This is a genomic window from Pseudomonas sp. SWI44 (genome assembly GCF_002947915.1).
Taxonomy (GTDB): domain Bacteria; phylum Pseudomonadota; class Gammaproteobacteria; order Pseudomonadales; family Pseudomonadaceae; genus Aquipseudomonas; species Aquipseudomonas taiwanensis.
The window spans coordinates 4,660,602-4,676,770 of sequence record NZ_CP026674.1 but is presented as its reverse complement, the minus strand read 5'-3'; the positions used below and the strand labels follow the sequence as shown (position 1 = coordinate 4,676,770).

23 protein-coding genes are annotated in these 16,169 nt (G+C 61.9%); 1 reads left to right on the top strand and 22 read right to left on the bottom strand.

What is annotated here, in order from left to right; translation table 11 throughout:
* Positions 1–6 precede the first annotated feature (6 nt).
* The 20 genes from C4Q26_RS22065 to C4Q26_RS21970 all read right to left on the bottom strand — a co-directional run bounded on the left by C4Q26_RS22065 (position 7) and on the right by C4Q26_RS21970 (position 15,029).
* A complete protein-coding gene (locus C4Q26_RS22065; protein ID WP_104883546.1) occupies positions 7–513 on the bottom strand; it encodes a DUF1833 family protein in 507 nt (168 codons plus the stop codon).
* Positions 510–965 carry a transposase gene (locus C4Q26_RS22060; protein ID WP_104883545.1) on the bottom strand — a complete coding sequence of 152 codons (456 nt, stop codon included), beginning with the start codon at positions 963–965 and terminating at the stop codon, positions 510–512. Before C4Q26_RS22060 ends, C4Q26_RS22065 begins: the two co-directional genes overlap by 4 nt.
* Positions 962–3,826 (bottom strand): phage tail length tape measure family protein, encoded by a 2,865-nt coding sequence (locus C4Q26_RS22055; protein WP_104883544.1) that lies wholly within the window; start codon positions 3,824–3,826, stop codon positions 962–964. Before C4Q26_RS22055 ends, C4Q26_RS22060 begins: the two co-directional genes overlap by 4 nt.
* A gap of 14 nt (positions 3,827–3,840) precedes the next feature.
* Positions 3,841–4,122: a hypothetical protein gene (locus C4Q26_RS22050; RefSeq protein ID WP_253776142.1), complete on the bottom strand. Its 282-nt coding sequence runs from the start codon at positions 4,120–4,122 to the stop codon at positions 3,841–3,843.
* An 80-nt stretch (positions 4,123–4,202) separates the two neighbouring features.
* Complete coding sequence (locus tag C4Q26_RS22045) at positions 4,203–4,646, bottom strand: hypothetical protein (protein WP_099593449.1); 444 nt, start codon at positions 4,644–4,646, stop codon at positions 4,203–4,205.
* 57 nt (positions 4,647–4,703) lie between these two features.
* Complete coding sequence (locus tag C4Q26_RS22040; protein ID WP_104883543.1) at positions 4,704–5,873, bottom strand: phage tail tube protein; 1,170 nt, start codon at positions 5,871–5,873, stop codon at positions 4,704–4,706.
* 65 nt (positions 5,874–5,938) lie between these two features.
* Positions 5,939–6,130 (bottom strand): hypothetical protein, encoded by a 192-nt coding sequence (locus C4Q26_RS22035; RefSeq protein ID WP_104883542.1) that lies wholly within the window; start codon positions 6,128–6,130, stop codon positions 5,939–5,941.
* The gene (locus C4Q26_RS22030) at positions 6,130–6,537 is read right to left on the bottom strand and encodes a phage tail terminator-like protein (RefSeq protein WP_104883541.1); all 408 of its coding nucleotides are present in this window, start codon (positions 6,535–6,537) and stop codon (positions 6,130–6,132) included. Before C4Q26_RS22030 ends, C4Q26_RS22035 begins: the two co-directional genes overlap by 1 nt.
* A complete protein-coding gene (locus C4Q26_RS22025; RefSeq protein WP_104883540.1) occupies positions 6,534–6,923 on the bottom strand; it encodes an HK97 gp10 family phage protein in 390 nt (129 codons plus the stop codon). Before C4Q26_RS22025 ends, C4Q26_RS22030 begins: the two co-directional genes overlap by 4 nt.
* Positions 6,924–6,925: 2 nt before the next feature.
* Positions 6,926–7,309 (bottom strand): hypothetical protein, encoded by a 384-nt coding sequence (locus C4Q26_RS22020; RefSeq protein ID WP_027907117.1) that lies wholly within the window; start codon positions 7,307–7,309, stop codon positions 6,926–6,928.
* 1 nt (position 7,310) lies between these two features.
* Complete coding sequence (locus C4Q26_RS22015) at positions 7,311–7,682, bottom strand: hypothetical protein (protein ID WP_027907118.1); 372 nt, start codon at positions 7,680–7,682, stop codon at positions 7,311–7,313.
* Positions 7,682–7,978 (bottom strand): hypothetical protein, encoded by a 297-nt coding sequence (locus C4Q26_RS22010; RefSeq protein WP_027907119.1) that lies wholly within the window; start codon positions 7,976–7,978, stop codon positions 7,682–7,684. Before C4Q26_RS22010 ends, C4Q26_RS22015 begins: the two co-directional genes overlap by 1 nt.
* A 41-nt stretch (positions 7,979–8,019) precedes the next feature.
* On the bottom strand, positions 8,020–8,988 hold the full coding sequence (locus C4Q26_RS22005; protein WP_027907120.1) for a major capsid protein: 969 nt from the start codon (positions 8,986–8,988) through the stop codon (positions 8,020–8,022).
* A gap of 9 nt (positions 8,989–8,997) precedes the next feature.
* Complete coding sequence (locus C4Q26_RS22000) at positions 8,998–9,744, bottom strand: DUF6651 domain-containing protein (protein WP_013972415.1); 747 nt, start codon at positions 9,742–9,744, stop codon at positions 8,998–9,000.
* A 151-nt stretch (positions 9,745–9,895) separates the two neighbouring features.
* Positions 9,896–10,972, bottom strand: a complete 1,077-nt coding sequence (locus tag C4Q26_RS21995; protein WP_104883539.1) for a hypothetical protein — start codon at positions 10,970–10,972, stop codon at positions 9,896–9,898.
* Positions 10,972–12,378 carry a DUF4055 domain-containing protein gene (locus tag C4Q26_RS21990; RefSeq protein ID WP_177429843.1) on the bottom strand — a complete coding sequence of 469 codons (1,407 nt, stop codon included), beginning with the start codon at positions 12,376–12,378 and terminating at the stop codon, positions 10,972–10,974. Before C4Q26_RS21990 ends, C4Q26_RS21995 begins: the two co-directional genes overlap by 1 nt.
* A gap of 2 nt (positions 12,379–12,380) precedes the next feature.
* Entirely contained in the window at positions 12,381–13,700 is a 1,320-nt protein-coding gene (locus tag C4Q26_RS21985) for a terminase (protein ID WP_104883537.1), read from the bottom strand.
* Positions 13,675–14,151, bottom strand: coding sequence for a DUF2280 domain-containing protein (locus C4Q26_RS21980; RefSeq protein WP_023379917.1), 477 nt, complete (start codon positions 14,149–14,151; stop codon positions 13,675–13,677). The genes C4Q26_RS21985 and C4Q26_RS21980 overlap by 26 nt, the downstream gene beginning before the upstream one ends.
* A gap of 30 nt (positions 14,152–14,181) precedes the next feature.
* Positions 14,182–14,793: a putative metallopeptidase gene (locus C4Q26_RS21975; protein WP_027907678.1), complete on the bottom strand. Its 612-nt coding sequence runs from the start codon at positions 14,791–14,793 to the stop codon at positions 14,182–14,184.
* A 20-nt stretch (positions 14,794–14,813) separates the two neighbouring features.
* Positions 14,814–15,029: a hypothetical protein gene (locus tag C4Q26_RS21970; protein ID WP_027907677.1), complete on the bottom strand. Its 216-nt coding sequence runs from the start codon at positions 15,027–15,029 to the stop codon at positions 14,814–14,816.
* Positions 15,030–15,088: 59 nt separating this feature from the next.
* Between C4Q26_RS21970 and C4Q26_RS28455 the strand changes: the two genes are divergently transcribed.
* A complete protein-coding gene (locus C4Q26_RS28455) occupies positions 15,089–15,325 on the top strand; it encodes a hypothetical protein (protein WP_104883536.1) in 237 nt (78 codons plus the stop codon).
* Between the two features lie 37 nt (positions 15,326–15,362).
* On the opposite strand, the gene C4Q26_RS21960 is transcribed toward C4Q26_RS28455, so the two are convergent.
* Together C4Q26_RS21960 and C4Q26_RS21955 are read right to left on the bottom strand one after the other, a co-directional pair.
* Entirely contained in the window at positions 15,363–15,632 is a 270-nt protein-coding gene (locus C4Q26_RS21960) for a hypothetical protein (protein ID WP_104881553.1), read from the bottom strand.
* Positions 15,632–15,943: a peptidase M48, Ste24p gene (locus C4Q26_RS21955; RefSeq protein ID WP_104883535.1), complete on the bottom strand. Its 312-nt coding sequence runs from the start codon at positions 15,941–15,943 to the stop codon at positions 15,632–15,634. The genes C4Q26_RS21960 and C4Q26_RS21955 overlap by 1 nt, the downstream gene beginning before the upstream one ends.
* Positions 15,944–16,169: the final 226 nt, after the last annotated feature.

The window sequence follows — 16,169 nt, the reverse complement described above, 5'->3', positions numbered from 1 at the left end:
GGAACCTCAGAGGTATTTCAGGCCCGGGAAGCGCTTGGTGCTAGCAATGTCGCGCGGGAATCCTGTCCCGATCAGATCGAAGAACCCGCATTGCAGGTTTGCCTGGTTCTGCTCGAATGAGTCGCTGTCTACTGACATTCGATAGGGCTTCTCGCACGGCGCTGAAAGGTCGCTGGCCAGATAGACGCGGTAGGTGGCGGTGACTCGGGCGGCGGCATCAAGGGCCTGGTCGGCCTTCTGCTGCACTTCGCCCGTGGTGTTGTCCACGGCGAAGGCCAGGGCCTGGTTGCCCTTGTTGTTCTTGGACGCGAGAGCGATCCCGATATTCGCAGCAACGAAGGTGAGCAATCGCCCGTCCTCGGTACCGCAAATGCGATCCTTGAAGCCGTTGCAGATAAGAACCGGCGCGGCCCAGGCGGAACAGGTGATTTCCAGCGTCCTGACAAACGCCTCTTTGCCACCTGATGCCACCGCCTCCCGGTAAATCTGCTCGAGAATGGCGGTGTCGGTCATGCTTCTGGCCACTCCCTGTTAACGGCCATGTCGATGATGCCCATCATGAACCAGAACTGCGGGAAGTCTTCCCAGCCAGGCTGGATCAGCGGTGGTTCGCGCAATTCAAGGGTTGCCGAAAACTCCCAGCGACTAACCTGAACCAGCGAAGGCCCGGTGTAATGACCGGTGAACCGGCATTCGTAGTCCTTGAATCCGATTGGCGTCAGCAGCGTGGCCTTGAACCACTCCACACCCTGCACCAGTGTGCGCGCGTACCATCCCTGGAAGAACGCCATCTGGTTGCGATCACAGTTCCATTTGGCGTTGATCAGGTAGGGAACCTCGTCAAAGTTCAGCCGCTGACGCGCCCTGCCCGACTCCATCTGCGTGCGTAGCATCGGATCAACAGGGGTGTCCAGCGCATAGCCGTCCTGCAGTGGTAGCGGCAGTTCTGCTGGGTACTCGATCATGATCCAACCCCTGAAAGTCCGTATTTTGCCCGCATGGCCTGATCCGCCTCGCCATCACCCATGATGCTGGCGACCCATACCTTGATGAAGTCCTGATTACCTTCTCGGGTTACCTGCGATGTGCCTGCGCGAGATGGATCCTGGTAGATCTGGACGATCGGCTGCGGCATGGGTGAACCTCCGGCGCCGGCAACCGTGCCGCTCGAAGTGGATACGCGCTCTCCCGAGTTGATCGCTTCCAGCAGGGCTCGGTTCTTCCTGGTCGCCGCAGCGTTGACGATGAACTCGCCATTGCTGATCTTGGCCAGGTTACTGTCAGAAGTTCCGGTGCCGGAGCCTGTGAAGTAGCCACCGGTGGCGAACCCTGGAACAGCTGCCAGCGTGGTTGCCAGGGCCGTGGTCGAGGTAAGTGCCGCGGCAGCTGGAATCGAGTTACCGCCGAGAGTTGCGAGGGATGCCAGGGCGGCAGGCGCCGCCCATGCCGCTGCAGTTGTCCCAGCCAGAGCAATAGACGTACCGGCCGTGGCCGTGCCAAGGGTTGCGGCCAGGGCCGCGTTCAGCCCCATTTGCACACCCATCTTCACGAACCCAGCGACGATCTCCCTCAGCACGTTCTTGCCCAGGTCGCCCAAGCTCTGGAACGACAGGTTAAGGTTCATGATGTCGTCAGTCAGCCCCTGCGTAACCGAGCCGAACGCCGTCGAGAAGATCGATTGCGTCTGACCCGCCACGTTCATGGATTGGACGCCGAAGTTCTGCACCGCTGCCGTCCAGCCATTGATGGGGTTCAGCATGGCCTGATCCATCTGGGCCCAGCCGTTCTGCAGCGCCTCCAGCTGACGCGGCAGAAACTCATTGGTCAGGTCGATCTGCGCCTGCAGATCCTGGCGCTGCTTCTCCGTCGTGGCATTGGCCAGTTCGGTGCGCAGCTGCAGGATGCGGTCGTTGGTCTGCTGCTCCAACTGCACGCGCTGCTGCATGCGTTGCGTCTGCTGGTCGCCCATGCCGACGCCGGCTGCTGCAATGCTGTACTCGCTCTGCTGGCCGGCTAGTTGCCGCTCAAGCTGCGCCCGGTATTGCTCAGCCTCGGTGAGGCCTTGGGCGCCCTTGATGGCGGCGGCGTAGTTGATCGAGGCCTGGGCCAGCGCCTTGCCGTACTCGTCCTGGCTGATCTTTCCCTTGTCTAGGGCCAGCCGGAGCTGGGTTTGTTCCTTGGTCAGGGTTCGCGCAGCCTGGGCGGCCGGGTCGTACTGGTTGTACAGGCGAGAGAAGGTGTTTTCCGCCTCGGATACGCCTTTGTTGGCTCCCTTGGGCGTATTCTTCTTCGCTTCGCGGGCTTTGATGTCCGCGATTGACTGCTCGATGTTCTTCCGAGACTTGGCGTACTTTTCTTCCTCAGCAGCGCTAAAGCCTCCCGCTGCAATGGCGTCAGAGCGCGCCTTGTCCAGGTCAGTCAACTCCTTCTGCAGCTTTTGGGTCTGCGTCAGGGATGACTTGTAGGTCGAGTTGATGAGGTCGACCCCCTTCTTGCCGGCATCCTGAGTCGCCTTGTTGGCGGCATCAGCTGCTGCCTGAGTGGCATTGTTGGCCAGGGCTGTCTGTAGCTGTTTCAGACGGGTTTCGAGGCCACGGAGGGTCTGGTCGTCATCGCCCGCGAAGAACCCGATGATACCCCCTTTGCGCTGGGCAATCAGTTTCTCTGTGTTGGCGATTTGCTCCTCGATCGTCTGATCACGACCAACGTCGAGCATCGCATCCCAGGCCTTCTTGGCCGCCCCGGTGATGGATTGCCAGGCTGACTCCAAGGTGCCCAGGTTGCGCTCAATCTCCGCTGCCCGGCTGTTGATGGCCTCGGCATATAGTCCAGCCGCCATGGCAGCGGCGTCCATCGTCTTGCCCTGTTCCTGCAGGGATTGGATGTTGGCGTACTGCGATGCGGTAAGGATGTTAAGCTCGCCATCGAGCTTCTTGATGGCCTCGACTGGGTTCTTGCCGATCTCGTTGAAGGTCTGGACGACATCGTTGATATCGCGACCAGTTTGCTTTGACCACGCCAGGGAGGCCTGGGCGATCTCCACGTACATGGTTCGCAGCGGGTTTCCTGCGGCGGCAAACTGGGTCAGAACACCAGCGGCCGCACCAACGGTTCCGCTACTTGCGGCGACCTGATTGGCCATGTCGGCCAGCTGGTTGGCGGACAGCCCAGCCGCGTTACCGTTCTCGATCAGCGCATTGGCGAACCGCTCGGTTTCCTCGGATCCCTGGTAGTAGGCCAAAGCCAATACGCCGGCCGCTGCCGCCGCTGCTGTGAACGGGTTGACCAGTCCGAGTATGTAGCCGCCCATGGCGCGGGCAGCCGGCCCTATGCCGCCGAACATGTCCTTGAGTTGGCCGCCCTGCTGAAGCAGAACAGTGAGCGGTGCCTGGCCTGCCTGGAGGCTGACCGCGATGTCGGTGAATTGGGCAGGCAAGCCGCGCAGCGCTGCGTTGTAGGCCTTGGCTGACATGCCAGCTTTGCTCATGCCATCGGACGTCTCACCAAGGGCATCGCGCATGGTGTTAATGCGCTGAGTGTACTCAACAAAGGTGTCGCTCTCGACGATTCCGGCCTTCTTGAACTTGGCCAGTTTCTCCTGCATGTCATCCAGGCGACCCAGCGCGGCTGTCGTCGGATTGATCTGACCGAGCAGCTGTGAAAGTGCCCGGCGTTGATCTTCCAGGCTCTCCGAGACGCCTTCTGCCGATGCCGCGGCAGCGTCACCAGCCCGCTCCATTTGCTGAAGCGAACCTGTCAGATCATCCGCGTTGCGCTTTGCTCCGCGCGAGTCGATAGTCACCGCAAGGCGTGATTCTTGCGCCATGTCGTCCTCCGGCGTCAGCGCCTCTTGGGCTTGGATTTGGATTCAGCGTCCGCTCTGGCCTTCTCGTTCTGTTCGTCCCAATGCTTGCGGAACTGGTCGTCGAGGGCAAAAACAGCTGCGTCAAACTCTTCGCGGCATAGCGCCGAGGGGTAGCGGTCGAGGTATTCGGTGATGGCTGATGGCGCGATAGGCGCCGGAGCGCCCACCATGCCGACGTACTGCCGGGACCGGCTGATGTAGGCGTAGGCCTCAAGGATCTCTGCGGTTACACCGTCAATCTCGGGCGCCTCGGGCACGCCAGAGCCAAGACGCTCATGCTTCCAGCGCTTCTTTTCGTTGGCATCGCCAGCCCAATCGCGTCCCCACAGGTATGCCGCTACTGCTTTTCCGCAGTGGCTGCAGCCTTCTCCTCAACGCGGCGTGCGATATCGGTCGCGGTACGCAGGGCCAGGAAGTAGACGCTTGGCATCTGGTTGATCAGAGCGATGCACAGCTCAGCGCTGTAAGGAGCTGGTTCGCCGGGCTTCTCTTCTACGTCGACGCCCTTCCAGTCCTTGATCAGGTGCTTGGCCGCCAGTTCGACGAACAGATCATCGTCGGTCTCCAGCTCAACATCAGGGATTTCCGATAGGCTGAACTCAGCGGTGCCGACCCTTGCCTGTTGGTTGATCGCGGCAAGGTGTCGATTGATCAGCGCCTGATGGGACTTGTAGAGCGGGTTGGCAATCGACCCAACGAGGATTTGGGCGCCAGGGGCGAACTCGACCCAGCGCTCGCCGCTGATATCCAGTTCTGGCTTCTTTGCGATGGTGAAGGCCATGGTATTCCTCTGCGGTAAAAGGCCCGGCGCACACCGCAGGGCGCGCCGGGCAAAGGATTAAACAGTAACGGTGACAGCGCAGGTGTCGGTCTTGGTGCCGTCTGCGGCGCTGGTCGCGGTGATGGTGGCGGTGCCCGCAGCCAGGCCGGTGACCAGGCCGGTGGCACTTACACTGGCGATTGCCGGGGCCGAAGAGGTCCAGGTGACCAGTTGGCTTGCGCCTACCGGGGTCACGACAGCCTCGAGGTCGCCGGTTTCATCGACTGCTAGGCTCAGGGTGGCCGGGGTCACGGTGACCGCTGCGATCGCAATCGGCGCTGGCAGACGGGTAATGGTCGGCGGCACGCGGCGGGCGGTGTATTCCAGTTCGACCTGGATGATGTCGGTGGCGCCACCGTCCGGCCAATCACCGCTCACTTCCATCTCAGGGATGAAGAAGGTGTAGCCGCCGTCGGCGTTGTTCAGGGTGAACTCGAAGCTGAGCGAGTCGCCGGTCTGCTGGGCCTTCCAGTACTGATAGGCGGTCTTGGACCAGCTCATGGTGATCGAGCCCGACGGGGTGAAGGTGGTCGGGATAATGTTGCCCGGGAACGGGTTGCCGTTACCGATGCAGCGCTGGGTTTGAGCGTTGTTGGCGAACTGCAGGTTGAAGCTGTCAACGCAGGCGTTGTCTTCGCCCAGCTGCACGCCGTTGATCTTCAGGCCGGTGACGTCCTTGAAGCCGTAGCGCCGCTGATTCGCCTCGGGCGCAGGGCTGACGATGAACGACGTATTGTCGGCCTTGTCATCCCACGACGTGGCCATGAACGTGGTGGTGACGCTGATTTCGTTGTCGTTCGGGACCTCGATGTTGATCGTGTCCACCTGGGCGCCGCGGGCGATGCCAGCGATACCCACGTCGGCATCGTAGGCGCCGATGGAGAACGAAATGCGGTCGTTGCCCATGGTCAGGACGTTGCCGACCCAGTCCTTGCCGAAACAGGAGGCCAGGAACTCGTCCAACGCACCGTAGCGGAACTTGGTTTCGATATCGCCACCGACATCGACGGTCGTCTGGGCAGTACCCTGCGACATGCGGCTTTCGCCGATCTCGTTGTTCTCTTCGGTGTTGTAGGTGGGCACCAGGCCGAAGCTGACGCGGGTCAGCACGTTCCAAGGGCCAGGCGGGGTAATGCCCGGGGTGACCTCGCGAATCCACGCGGTCGAGCGCTTTGCACCGCTACTCATGGGGTGTTTCTCCTATCAATAGGCGTAAAAAAACCGCCATTTGGCGGTGCGGGATGGTTCGGCGCTCAGGCCGGGATTGTGCGGGTGACGATGATGGGCATAGGGTCGTCGTCAGGGCGGAATACGACTTCGTCGGGCTCAAGCTTGGGTTCGTGATACTCGACGGTGGACCCGTCGGCCTGGATGGCCAGGGTGGTGCTCCCTATGGCCCGGTCCACAACCTCGCCGTCGATGCGCACCTTCATGGTTTCGCTCATCAGTAGGCCCTGTAGGGGATGGAGACGTTGACCTGATACCAGCCGTTACCTTCGTCACCAACCACGCTTGGCGATGCAGCGAAGAAGTCCAGCGGCCCTTCTGGCGCGCTGTAGTACTCGAAGTGCTGGACCAAAGTGTCGGCGGCCTTGGTAATAGCCAGGTTGCCTTTGTTGCTCGGCACGAACAGCTGAACGATGACAATACCGGTGCGCCGAACGCTTGGGCCGTTGCCGACCTCTGGCGTACTGGATAGACCAGGAACATCCGCAAGCCTGGCCCAGATTGGCTTGCCTGCTGGACTGAATGGCCCCTGTGGGTTGTTCGGGTAGTCGATGGCATCGGCTGGAATCCCCGCCCACTGCTGCATGCGGCCGATGATGACGGCGCGGATCTGTTCGAAGGTCATGAATAGGCCTGCGTGACGCCATGGAAGCTGGCTTCGTAGATACCCTTCGGCGGCGCTTGGTTGGAATGGCCATCTTCAAGGGCCTGGGCATATGGAAGGTTGTTCTGGATAAACACCTGCGTGTACGGCTCAAGCCCGCTCATGGCAGACAGGCCGCGCTGGATCGTCTCGCCGCCGCTCTTGTCCAGGTTCTCAGTGCTCGTGTAGACCGGCGCGCCCACGCTGACGATGTTATTGCCACGGAACCTCCCAGTGTCGACCGGCGACCGCAGCACGATTTCGTTGAGCATGGCCAGCGCAATGACGCGCACACGCTGCGCCAGGGCCTCTTCGACCAGGCCGGTGAACAGGCTTGGCGGTGTGCTCCATCCCCTGCTCTTGGCCATGTCTACTTCCTCAGCTGCATTCGGTAGGTGGCTGAAGCCGGGTCGGAGCGCACCGATTTGACCAAGTAGACAACCTGCTTGGACCGGTCCATCAGATCAGGAGCGGTGATCTTGTGCCCAACATGCGGGGTATCGCTGACCTCGTTGGCAAGCGCGGTGAGGCGCAGGTCGCCGACCAGGATGTTCACGTTGTCGATACGGCTATCTTCGTAGCGGGACAGCACGCCTCGGCCCGTGTATGTCACGGGCTGGGCCGTGGTTTCCTCGGTGGCGGGATCAACCACGCCGGGGCCCATGTACTCGCCAGTGAAGGCCAGCACAGCGTCGGCCAGGTCCGTATTGAACGCCTGGGCCAGGTCGGCCTGCAGTTCATCGCGAAGCCCCATATCAGCCCCTCACGATCTTGGTTTGGCCGCTGCTGTTCAGGTGATGCGCCAGCAGCGCCAGGGCGAACGACTCGCCAGCGCTGATGGTGCGGGAGGATTCCGAGTAGGTTTTGCTGCTGGAAACCCCGTCAGCGTTGACCGACTTGCTCAGCACGCCGGTCTCCTTGCTGCCGTAGATGTTCCCTGCCGCTGCCTCTCGGGCAATCTCGGCGCCGGCCTGGATGACGTCGTCCGGTACCGGATCGAACTCAGGCAGGCCGAGATTGGTAAGCCAGGTGTTGGCCATCAGCACCGCCCGGGCCTTCTGGTCGTCGGGCGCCCAGGTCGGCCCAAGCAGGGCGTCTACCTGCTCGACGGTGATGTAGATGATCATTACGCGGCCTCGTCCAGCAGCTTCTTGAGGTCTTCCAGGCTGGCGTCAGGGCTGAATTGCACGCCCTTTTCGTTCAGGGCGGCCTGCAGCTTTGCCTTCAGCTCGGCTTCTTCGGCAGCCTTCTTGTCGGCAGCGGACTTGCCAGCCTTCGAGCCTTTGGTTTCCTTCAGGGGCTCCGGGTGTTCGTAGCCATCGGGCGCGAAACGCGCATCGATGATCTTGTAGCCCTTCTGACGCAGTTCGGCCTTTCGCTCAGGGCTGACCGGGTGTTTCTCGTAAATCACTTTCTCGCTCATGGCGATCTCCTGGGAAAGCGCCCCGGAGGGCGCGGTACCGATTACTTGGTGGCGTCACCGATGGTCAGCACGCCGGCCGAGGCCTTGATGCTGTTCGCCACCAGGTCCCAGTTGGTGCCGGTGGACAGTTCGGCGTTGGTCGGCGACTTGCCGCCGTTGGCGGTGTCCCAGGTGTAGCCCTTGAGGCCCAGGCCGAAGGTGTAGTCGGCCTGCATGGTGGTCTCGATACGCTCCTTGCCGTTGGAGGTCTCGATGTTGGTGATCAGGTCAGAGCCATCCATCACCACCGCGGCGCCGTCGGCCAGGCTGAGCACCTTCTGCTTGTTCGGGGTGCCGGCCTCGTACAGCGCAGGGGCATCGGTGATGATCACGGCTTTGCCGAGGATGTCGACCACCTGCACGCCGGAGAACTGGAACAGACGCTCGGCGTTGGCGAGGTTCTGGCCAACCAGCTTGTGGTACATGGCACCGGTCATGACCTGGGCCACCAGGCGCTGGGAAGCGTCACCGAACAGCGCGTGGGCGTTGTTGATCGCGACGTAGGTCACGCCAGCAGTGGCCGAAACGTCGTTGGTGGCGCTCGGCTGGTTGCCGATGGCGCCGGCCAGGGCCGAGATGGCGGTGTTCAGCTGGTCCGCCATGATGGCTTCGGACAGGTTGCGGCTGATCACTTCCAGCGCTTCTTCCGGGTTCTTCTGGATCCAGGAGAGCTGGGAAGGCTCCCACAGGATCGGGCCGAAGCCGCCGGCGATCTTCACCGAGTCGTACTGCTTCTGGGCCAGCGGGGTGGACGCCTGGGCGCCGTTGGCGGCGTAGCGGTCGACGCGACGCTGGGCGCCGTGCAGACCTGCCCAGAACGATTCCTGCAGGAAGTCGCCGTCGATGCCCTGGGTGGTCAGGCGGATGGCACCGGCCGAGGATGCGTTGAACTTCTCGACATCCTGAGCCAGGGTCTCGATGGTGGTGCGCTTGAGGTATTCGTTGAACACCTTCATGTTCGAAAGGGCCATTGGGCCTCCTTATTCGCTTGCGGTCAGGCCCTTGATGGCTTCCAGGCGTTCAGCCTTGGTGCCACCGAAGTTGCCCTTCGTGGTTTTGTGCTGGCCACCGCCGTTCGGCGCGCCGCCGCCATTGGCGCCGGAGCTCTTCAGGATGTGGTCGCGATGGGGGTACTGCGAGACGAGGGTTTCGAGCGCTTCGTTGAAGTCGGCCAGTTCGCCCGGGCGAGCGCGACTGAAGATCTTCTGGCCCTGGGCGTCGTACGCGACGACCTTGCCTTCCTCGATCTTGAAGTTGCTGCCGAAGGCGGCCTGGACCATGTCAGCGGGAACAGCCATCTTCTCGGCGATGAACTGGGAGCGCGCGAAGCTGCCGCCGATCTTCTCGGCATACAGCTGCTGCTCGAAGGTCTGCGCCTTGCCGTTGGCTTCATCCAGCTGGGTTTGGAAGGCCTTGCTGATTTCGCCCTTCACCTTCTCGATCTCGCCGGCATCCACCAGCTTCTTGGCGTCGAGGTTGGCGACGATCTCCAGGGCTTTCTTGGCGGCCGCAGCATCTTCGATGCCTTCGAACGCCTTCGCAGTTTTCTCGAAGCTGTCCGCGCGCTCGCGGTGCGACTTCGCCTCGGCATTCAGCCGGGTGATGGTGTTGCGAGTGCCGACCGCATCGAAGGCGACGTCCTTGCCGTCGTCATCGGTGTATACGGGCTTTCCATCTTCGATCACTGCGTACTGCTTGCCATCCACTTCAACGGTTTTGAGTTTCATCTCGTCTCTCTGGGCCATCCGGCCTGTTGGTGAGCCATCCGGCCCCAGGTCGCCCCGTCCATCCGAACCGCAGGCATGAAAAAGCCCCGCACTAGGCGAGGCTTTGCAATTGCGCGCCACGAAATGGCGCTTTGGTGTTTTGTGGCGCGGGCTACAACAGGCGCTCCCGGAGCTCATCGAGCGTCAGGAACTTGCCCTTGTCGTTGTAGAAGTCCTGCAGCTTCAGCTTGTCCTGGCGCAGCAGCTTCCCCCGCTCCGGGCCGAGGATCTCGTCCTGGCGGGCGGCAGGCTGGCGTGCAAGCCATTGTGCGTACGTGGTCTGCTGCGGCACCTGGCCATCCATACTCGCCCTGGTCGCTGCATCGCTGATGCCGAGCGAAAGAGCGCTCTTGAGGATTGGCAGCTTGGTCGAGCGGCAGCAGAAGTGAATACGGCCCGGGCCGGCTAGCCACGGCACCTTGTGCCCGATGGGCCGGTAGGTGCCCAATGTGTACGGCAGGCGGTCACGTATTCGGCAGGTCGTCGATGTCCGGTTGTCCAGAGTGCTCAGCCACTCAACATGGCTGATGATGTCGCTGTTGGCCTCGAACGCCTTGTCGCTGGCCGTCTCAGCCGTGCTGGACACAGCAGACCGGACAACCGCCTCCACCTCCCGGCGAGACCTCTGCAGGATGCCGTCAGCGTACTTCTCCGCCTTGGTACCCATGATCTGCCGGACGATCTCCGGCGTCGTGCGCCCTTCAAGCACGCCAGACCGCACGGCATCGCGGATCGACGCAGCACGGTCAGCCTCGATGCCCGCCATCCACTCGCTGAGCAGCCGTCCTTGGAAGGGTCTTGCCAGCGCAATGGCGCGTACCTGACTGAACTGTGCCACGGCAACCGGGAATCGCGCCTGCACAAGCTCAGGAACAGCCGCTGTAAGCGCAGCGGCCTGAAAGGCAATCTCGTAACTGGCCACGCCGTCGATTACGCCTGTGAGCGCCTGCTGCAGGCTAAAGAACGTCGATTGATTGATCCGCAGCACGGGCGCCAGAGCGGCATCGATCGCTGCAACGGACGCGCCGGCATCCAGGCTGTCGATGGCAGCGATGAGCGCTGCCCTCAGCTCAGGGTCAGAACTGTTCAGGATCCTGATGATCGCCACGACCTGGCTGTTGCTCAACCTGGAGAGATCAACTTCATGGCCGATCAGCTCGTCCAGCAGCTTCTCGTTGGCGGTCTTCATCACAGCGTACCGAGAGCCGGGCCCTGGGCCTCAATCTTCGCCAGCTCCTCTTCCCAGTCGTATTCGTCGCTGATCACGCCGCGCCGCTGCATCTCGGTGAATAGCGTCTCCTTACTGATCATCCCGGCATTTGCCATGGACACCAGCGTCGGCAGCGACACCTCCGGCATGTAGTCGACATCGAAATTGCCGCGCATCTCGACGGTTCCGCCATCGCCCAGTCCGCGATAATCGGCCATGAACTGGAGCAGTTGCGCCAGGCAGTCGGCGAAGTGGTGAGCCATGCGTGCCAGCGGGGACAGTTCCTGCGCCGCCTCCTCCTCCGCCTGGGTGGCGGTCTTGGTGGCTGTTTTGTCCGGCGTCAGCAGCTTGGCCCCGGCCATGCGCATCTCGTTGATCAGGTCCTGCAGCGCGGTGCGACCCGCATCGACGGCTTGGCCGGTGTGCTCGACATACTTGAGGTCACCATCCTTGGGCAGATCGGTCAGCTGGCCGGTACCCACCTTGAACTCTGGCGGAATCACCTTCCCCTGGTTGTCGTACTGGGCCTGGATGCCGATGCGCACCAGGATCGGCACGCGGATAACGTGGAGGATGTTGTCCTGGTCGCTCTGGCTTTGCCAGTGCTTCACGTTCAGGTGTGCCAGTTCGATCAGCGGCGGCTTGGCCGTCATGAAACCGGTGCGCCCCGTGTAGAAGGTGACCCAGGGGATCGCGGTCAGGCTGTTGGTGCCTTCCTCGTGCAACTCCCAGGTACCGCCAGATGCTGCCTGCTTACCGCGCACGGCCTTGGCTGACCTGCGATAGGTTCGCCAGGCGCCCGGCTCCAGCACGCGAATCTGCTCGACGCACTTGGCGCCGAACTCGCCATCTTCCTCCTCGACCACCTCGATGTAGCGGACCATGGTCAGCACGCCGCCCTTGGAGCGCCAGCCCAGCACCTGCTCAGGCCTCACCATCACCACATAGGGGCGCACGCCAGCGGCCTGCTCGTCTGCCTGGGTCTTCAGCTCACCCGCTGGCGGGTGATCGACGAAGGCGTGGCACAGCCCATGGCTCAAGCCTTCGGTGAAGAACCCCACCGCCCAGGAGTTGAGATCGTTGCCGGCGTGGTCGATGTCCTTAGTCATCTCGACAATGGCCTCTGGCACATCGTCGCCCACCTGCAGCGGCTCAGCGAACACGCGGGAGGTCATGTTGCCCACGGTCTCGGAGTACGCCGGCAGCAGGGTTGAAAGACGCAGGCGCTCTTTGTAGGCCTCGTCGTCTTCGGCTGGATACTGCGGCAGCAGGGTCTTTCCTGCGGCCCGCATAGCCATCGTCCCGTTCATGAGCGGCGAGATCACGGCCCAGTAGGCGCGCATCGCGTCGACAGCGGGCAGCGTGATGCTCGGGTTATCGCTCATGGTCACATTCTCAGGGATTGGCTTGTGGTCGTCGCCACGTTGATCGGGTATCGCTTGGCGATGAAGTAGCCGGCGGCGTCGTTCATATGGTCATGACCCTTCTTAGGGTCTTTGTCCGGGTCGCCGTGCTTGTCGTAGGTCTGCCGCTCCAGGCACAGCGCCAGCTGTGGGCACTGGTCCATGTTGACCTTAAGCCGGCGTTCGCCGTAGCTGTTCAGCAGCATGGCGTTGACCGAGTTAACCCGGTCTTTGACGCTCGGGTTCTGCGTGTCCACGATCACCGTGAATCCAGCTTTGCGCAGCAGGGATAGGTCCGACTCGCTGGCGTTCTTGCTACTGGTGTTCTGGCCACTGGCGTCGGGATAGACCGCTATGCCGTGCCCTGGGAAACGCGCCTTGATCTTCTCGATCATCTCCGGCGTGTCACGAACCGAGTGGAACTCATCAAGGGCCAAAGGCAGGCCATCGCGGACGACATAGACCACCGCGGCCATCTTCATGACGTTGAAGTCCATGCCGATGTGCAGGGCCTCGCCAGGCTTGATGCGCTCGCTTGTGCAGCTCTCGCTGCGGCTGAAGGTGTAGTAGACGACCCCGGCATAGTTCTCGAAGCTGGCCTCGTACTCCTGCCGGAATGTGCGCGGGTCCATCTTGCGGCGGGCCGCGTCCAGCTCCTCAGCCGGAACATTACCGCCCTGCAGTGACGTATAGAGCCAGCTCTTGTGGTCTGGCTCGCCGCCTACCTGGCCGTCGCGGTAGGTGTCGAAGCAATGGTTGAAGCCTTTCGGGGTGCCAATGCGCAGCGCATGTCCGCCCTTGCACTTGCCAACACCGGGCACGACGTACTCGCAGGTGGACAGCATAGGTCGCAGGACTTCCTCCCACGCAGCCCACTTGCAGTCCGCCCATTCGTCCACCAGCACGAAGAACAGGCCTGAGCCGCGCAGGTCGTCGTAATTCTCCAAGCCAACGCACCGGATCAGGTGGCCGCTCTTGAGCGTGATCAGCATGTCCGACTCGTTCGGCTTGCACTCTCGCCACTCTCGCGGGATGGCCTGCTTCAGTCGGCGCCAGAACACTCGGCGGGCCTGCTTCTGCGTCGGGGCTGCGTACCAGATCTCATCCTCAACGCTGACACCCCACTCGGCAGCCAGCCGGGCCGCGCGGCGCATCTCAGCCTTGCCGAGGAAGGTCTTGCCGAATCGCCGGCCACACACCGCATCGCGGAAGCGGGCATTACGCTGGAAGCCCCACACGTAGATGTTCGCCTGCTTCGGCGTCAGCTTTACCGGAGCCTCATAGGTACGGGGTAGCGGGGACATTCTCGTCTGGCTCCAGCTTGTACTCAGCAACGGCGTGCTGCTGGTCCGCCTGGGAGCCCAGGGGCTTGTCGGGTTCGATCTTGCGGTTGACGTACATGTCGCCGCATTCCTTGGCCGCCTGCTCATACAGCTGAGCGGTCAGCGCCAGGTTTCGCATGTTCTCGGCCTTCTCGGCCAATCGCCCAAGCCCGCGCAGCCGAAACGCTCGGTTAGCGATTGGAATGTCTGCCGTCTCTTCACGAAAGCGCTTTCGGCATTCGTGGAAAAGGTCAGCCCACTTTTGGGCCAGACCTCTTCCTGCATACTTGGTGGGGTCATGCGACTCGCACTGCTGGCGACTCACTTCAATCCCGAATTCCTTCTTGACGGCCTCAGCAACCTGCGACGGTGTGTCGAAGCAGGCCAGAGCCTGAACAATGAAGGCTTTGACCTCGCTTCGTAGTGCTGCCATAGGGTTGTCATCCGTCAGGACCCGTCAAAATCAGGCCGACTTGAGTAGGCAGGTTCCGCAGGCCCTCGAAATGTTGATCTTGGCCACCTCAGGCGGCCGGCTTGCAGCGTCGATCAGCTGCTGTACGTCATGCCCGGCGCCGTAGCGGCGAACCACTCCGACGAACTCCTCCACATCGTGGCCACGCAGCGTCAGGCAGGGCAGCCCGTCCTGGGTGAACTTGGGCGCGCCGTACTGATCGAGCTTCTGGGCTATGTGGTAAAGCTCGTGCTCGACCAGAGCGCAGAACTCGGTGTCGGAGCACTGGGAGCAGTAATCGGCAGCCAGGGTGATAACGAAGCCCGGCACCTCGCCGAACCAGTCGATCATTTGCTGCTCTTGCCGAGCCTTCTGCCATCCGCCAGCGCGGAACATCAGCTGTTCGGCCTGACCTACCACGGTTCGACCTTGCCTCTCGAAGCAGGCGGACGCCCACAGAAAGCGCAGCGGTGCGTCGATCAAGTGGGCATGGTCGGGATTGTGCAGATCGCCTGTGTCACTGAGGATCGCAGCCTGTACCCACTCGCCGACCTCAGGCGCTGGCTTAAGCCTGGTACCGAGCATCGATAGATCGGTCAGCTCAAGCAATGCAGGTGGCGGCATGGGCCTGGCCGTTTCTCCACTCACTTGCACACCATCTTGTGCGTCTCGGCGTGGGCATGGCCATGCAGCAGGCCGACGATCAATCCTTGCGGAAGCCCGGCAGTCTTAGCGACGTCAATTGCAGCCGCCAGCGCAGCATCTAGGCCGGATACAGCAGCCTTGATCTCGTTACTGACCGGTAGCTCGTGGCGGATCCGAGTGACACGACCCGTCATCGAATCGTCTCGATGAGTCATGTTGATGATTTCCCTCTGTGGGACTAATACTTAGTTATCTGCCTGGGGAGGCACAAAAAATGCAACCAAGATTCGTTATCGTTCCGGCTGTGCCAATAGAAGGCGAGTCCTTCCGAATCGGTAACCGGTTCTACTCCGCCACAACTTCGGGCGGATTTGATATCTATGACAACCAGGAAAAGGCCAGGCTGAAATTTGGCTTCACAAACAGATCTGACGCCGCAGCTGCGTGCGACAAGATGAACGCCGACTCACGCAATCCGGACGAGCTATTCCCCCTGCTGCGCTCAGAGTGAAACGCTACGAAACGGCGCATCCCGAATTTGTGGCGCCCTACCCCGGCTGAAACACATGGCCACGTCGAGCGACCGCGTACAGGACGATCCCGAGCTTGAGGATCACGCCGTACACGGTGGGCACATGACCGTTCATGGCCAGGACGAACGAGCCGAAGGCGCCGATGGCCACCAGGTAGAACGCGACGGCCAGTAGCGGGTGATCCATTGGGCGGATGCGGCGCAGGTAGTCGCACGCAGCGATCACCACCAGCACGCTCAGGAAGGCATTGGCGCCGATCAGGACTGAAATCAGGGTCGAGCTCATCAGGTAGCTCCTTTGGCTCCGAACGACCCCACGAGCGACTTCAGCGCCGGGATGATGTTCATTGCCAGAAGGCCTATCAGAAAGGCCACGCCGTATTGGGTTTCTCCGCTTGTGCCAAGGCCGAAGTAGCTTATGGCGAGCGGGGTGCAGAAGACTGCCGATGCGAATCCGGTGAAGAAGGCGGCGACCGCTTGGCCCCGGGTGAGGCCCCGCAGGAAGGTAAGCGAGAGGATCGCTCCTGCGAAGCCGCCAATGATCACGCCGTACTTCACCAGCAGGACGCCGGCAGTCGTGCTTGCTGGTTCGGCCATGAATGGTTCCTAGAAGAAAAGGCCCGGAGGGGAGGCCCTATTGAGGGACCGGGCAAAGGTGCGGAGCAGCACATAACGAATCGAATTGGGGCGGGCACAGGGAAACGAACCCTGATTGTCAGCATGTGACTGAGCGTCCTACGCTACCCGCGTTGTGTGGGTCTCTCCCCACCTGTCCGCCGAAGACCATTGCAGCGCTGGCACCCCAATGCACCAGTCTCGCCGA